The organism is Streptomyces sp. SID14436 (genome assembly GCF_010548465.1).
GTDB lineage: Bacteria > Actinomycetota > Actinomycetes > Streptomycetales > Streptomycetaceae > Streptomyces.
Genome location: NZ_JAAGMD010000668.1, coordinates 1 through 3,389 on the forward strand (window position 1 = coordinate 1; position 3,389 = coordinate 3,389).

3 protein-coding genes and 1 pseudogene are annotated in these 3,389 nt (G+C 74.9%); 1 reads left to right on the forward strand and 3 read right to left on the reverse strand.

Annotation, left to right across the window (positions count from 1 at the left end):
- The 3 genes from G3I53_RS23925 to G3I53_RS23935 all read right to left on the reverse strand — a co-directional run.
- On the reverse strand, positions 1-1,098 hold a 1,098-nt coding region (locus tag G3I53_RS23925), incomplete at its 3' end, for a glycosyltransferase (RefSeq protein WP_164438750.1).
- A gap of 44 nt (positions 1,099-1,142) precedes the next feature.
- Positions 1,143-1,577, reverse strand: a complete 435-nt coding sequence (locus G3I53_RS23930) for an AraC family ligand binding domain-containing protein (RefSeq protein WP_164336568.1) — start codon at positions 1,575-1,577, stop codon at positions 1,143-1,145.
- Between the two features lie 107 nt (positions 1,578-1,684).
- Complete coding sequence (locus tag G3I53_RS23935; protein ID WP_164336570.1) at positions 1,685-2,782, reverse strand: PP2C family protein-serine/threonine phosphatase; 1,098 nt, start codon at positions 2,780-2,782, stop codon at positions 1,685-1,687.
- Between the two features lie 383 nt (positions 2,783-3,165).
- Here G3I53_RS23935 and G3I53_RS23940 point away from each other — a divergent pair.
- A pseudogene (locus G3I53_RS23940) lies at positions 3,166-3,389 on the forward strand (hypothetical protein); the annotation flags it as partial.

Below are 3,389 nucleotides of genomic sequence, written 5' to 3' on the forward strand. Positions count from 1 at the left end.
CGCCCGCGCCACGACGGGTCCCGGCGCGTACCGTGCGGAGCGGGTGAGGGCGGCCCGGCCCATGCGGCGGCGCAGCGCGTCGTCGCGGACCAGGTCCAGCAGGGCGGCGGCGAAGGCGTCGGTGTCGCCGGGCGGCACCAGCCGGCCGTCCGTGCCGTCGGCGATGATCTCGCGCGGGCCGTGCGGGCAGTCGGTGCTGACCACGGGCAGGCCGCAGCGCATCGCCTCGACGAGGGTCATACCGAACGGTTCGAAGTCGGCGGCGGCCGCGCCGATCGCGCCCTTGACCCATTCGGCCTCCATGGGGCTGGCCGGGCCCATGAGGAACACGTGGTCCCACAGCCCGAGTTCCTCGATCAGCACCCGCAGGCGGTCGTGTTCCTCGCCCCGGCCGTAGATGCGCAGCTGCCAGTCGGGGAACTCCGCCACGACGCGGGCGAACGCCCGGACGATCAGGTCGTAGCGCTTGACGGGGACCAGCCGTCCTGCGGCGATCACCACGTGCGCGGTGCCGTCGGCCGGGGGCAGCACGGGGTCGGGGACGCTGTTGGGCAGGGCTTCCACGCGCACCCCGGGCAGCCGCATGCGGCGCCGGTAGGCGTCGGCGTCGGCCTCGGTGACCGTGGTGAGCACGTCGAGGCCGCGGTAGGCGCGGCGCAGGGCGGTCCGCAGCCGCGGCGAGTGGTGGGCGAGCGTGAGGTGCTCCTGTCCGATCCGGGCGACCCGTTCGGGGGCCTGGAGCGCGAGGTGCACGTTGAGTCCCGGCCGGGTGCCGACGACCGCGTCGGCGTCGGTGGCGGCGAGGCACTCGGCGATCCGCCGGTCCGTCAGTTCGCTGTACTGGTGGTAGCGGTACTCGGCGGCCGGGAAGACGGCGGCCGGTCTCCGGTGCAGCGGATGGTCCTGTTCCCGTCTCAGATCCACCAGGGCCCGCAGGGCGACGCCGGGGCCGGGGGTGAGGTTCGGGTGTTCCCGGTGGCGCAGGACGGAGACGATCTCCACGTCGTGGTGCGCGGCCAGGGCGGCGGCCAGGTTGAACGTGGTGGTGATCGTCCCTCCCATCCCGTAGGCGTTGTGGATCAGAAAAGAGATCTTCATGGCGGTCAAGACCGCATCGCTCGTTCAGGCGTTGTCCGGTGTTATCACTTCGTGGCCCCGGCCGGACCGGGAGAGTCCGGGCCGGGCCGCTGGATCCGCATGCCGGGCCGCCGGCGGTGGACGGTCAGGTACGTCAGTCCGGCGTCGTCGGCGGCGAGGGCGCGGGTGGAGCCGTGCGGCAGCCAGGTCAGGGTGCCCCGGGTCAGGACATGCGTGCCGTCCGGGGCGGTGAGGGTGCCGCTGCCGTCGAGGACCAGCAGCAGGACGTCGAGTTCGGGCTCGCGGTGGGTGTCGACCCGGCGGCCGGGCGGGATGCGGACGACGTTGGCGTCGAGCTGGCGGCCGGGCTCCGCGAGCCGCCACAGGGCCCCGCCGGGGGCGTCGTCGAGTGCGGCCAGGGCGGCCGTGTCGCTCAGGATCCGCGGGAGCGGGTCCTCGTCGCCGGGCGGCACGGGGGTCTCACTGCCGTCTGCCGTCATCAGGTGTCACCTGTCCCGTGGGTTCTGTGGCGCGGGTGCCGGGCGGCTCGAGACCGGCAGCTCAAATATGAACCTAGCATGCGCATTTGACGGGGCGGCCGAGCACCTCACCGGCCGTGGTGCGCGTCGGCGGGCGGGCCGTCGCGGTGCCCGTGGTAGCGCACCAGGAGCATCGCGGCGTCGTCGCCGGGCGGGCCGCCGGCGTGCTGGACGAGGTCCTCGCGCAGCGCCTCCAGGGCGCGGTGGGTGTCCGGTTCCTTCAGCAGGTGGGTGCGCTCGGCGAGCGGGTAGAAGCGGCCGTCCTGGTCCCGCGCCTCGGTGACGCCGTCGGTGTGGAACAGCAGTTGCTCACCGGGGGCGAACCCGACCCGGAAGGGCCGCGGCCCGTCGGCGGCCAGCTCACTCAGGCCCAGCGGCAGGGCGTACGCCGGCGGCTCGGGGAAGTCGGCGCTGCCGTCGCGCCGGACCAGCATCGGTGCGGGGTGGCCGTAGTTGAGGAGCACCACCTCCCGGTCGGCGCCGATCTCCGCCAGGATCGCGGTGACGAAGCGTTCGCCCTCCAGTTCGCGGGCCACGCTCCGCTCCACGCGCGCCCCGAGTCCGACGAGGTCCGGTTCGTCGTAGGCGGCTTCGCGGAAGGCGCCGAGCACCACGGCGGCCGTCTCCACGGCGGCCAGGCCCTTGCCCTGGACGTCGCCGACGATGATGCGCACACCGTGCGGTGAGGACACCACCTCGTAGAGGTCCCCGCCGATCCGGGCCTCCGCGACGGCGGAAGTGTAGGACACGGCGACCTGGACGGGCCCCGCGGTCAGCGGTACCGGCCGCAGCAGCACCTGCTGGGACACCTCGGCGATCGAGCGCACGCTGGCGAGTTCGGCCTCCCGCCGGGAGCGCGCCACGGCGGCGGCGATGCCGACGCCGGTGACCCCGGCCACCGACCCCATCGCCGCGTAGCCCCGGCGTTCGGCGAACAGCCCGTTGTACAGCCCGAGGCCGACGCAGAGCAGGAGGGCCAGGGCGCCGATCACGGCGGTCCGGCGCCAGCCGCCGACCAGTCCGGCGAAGGCCGGGCCCAGCGACACCAGCGGCAGCAGCCCGACCCCGGGTCCGGCCAGGAGGTCCATGACCGCGATCACCGCCATCACCACGAACGGCGTCAGGGCCAGCGCCGTCTGACCGGGTGGCGGCTTGCTGTCGGTCATCCCCTGCTCCCACGGTGTCGACGCGCTCCGGGACCGTCCCGCTCCCGCCGCGGGCCGCCTCCCCCCGTCCCGAGCCTATGCAACGGCCGGTGGCCGGCGACGGCTGCGACGGCGGACCTTTATCCGATCGAGTCTCCTCCCGGCGCCTTCACGTGCGACGCCGGCGGGCACGCGCCGTGGTGGGTGACGGTCCGGTGTGCGGCCACCGCGCCGTGGGCACGCTTCCCGCGGCCGGATCCGTAGGATCTCCCCTGCCGGAACGGGAGCCGGCGGGCTCCCTCGGGCGCGTGGCCGCCCTGTGCGATGATCCTTGCGGTGTTCGGGGGCGCAGGGGGCTCGCGGGGTGGCCGGCGGACTCCCTCACACGAGAGGAAGCGACGGACGTGACCGCGCAGTGGCCGGGCGACGACGGCGGGACGCCTCAGGGGCGGGAGCCCACGCCGTCGCTGCCCGACGACGTCTGGCAGCGGTTCCTCATGGACGACGAACACGCCATCCGCGCCTCCGCCCCGAAGGAACCGTCCGCCCTCCAGCGGGCGGCGCGCCCGTGGCCCCGCCCGGCGCCCGCGGCCGACGCCGCGGAGCGGGAGCGCGGCAGCGCGGAGGC

Coding starts and splice junctions, on each gene's coding strand:
- G3I53_RS23930 (WP_164336568.1), bottom strand. CDS start 1,577: ATGACGGCAGACGGCAGTGAGACCCCCGTGCCGCCCGGCGACGAGGAC.
- G3I53_RS23935 (WP_164336570.1), bottom strand. CDS start 2,782: ATGACCGACAGCAAGCCGCCACCCGGTCAGACGGCGCTGGCCCTGACG.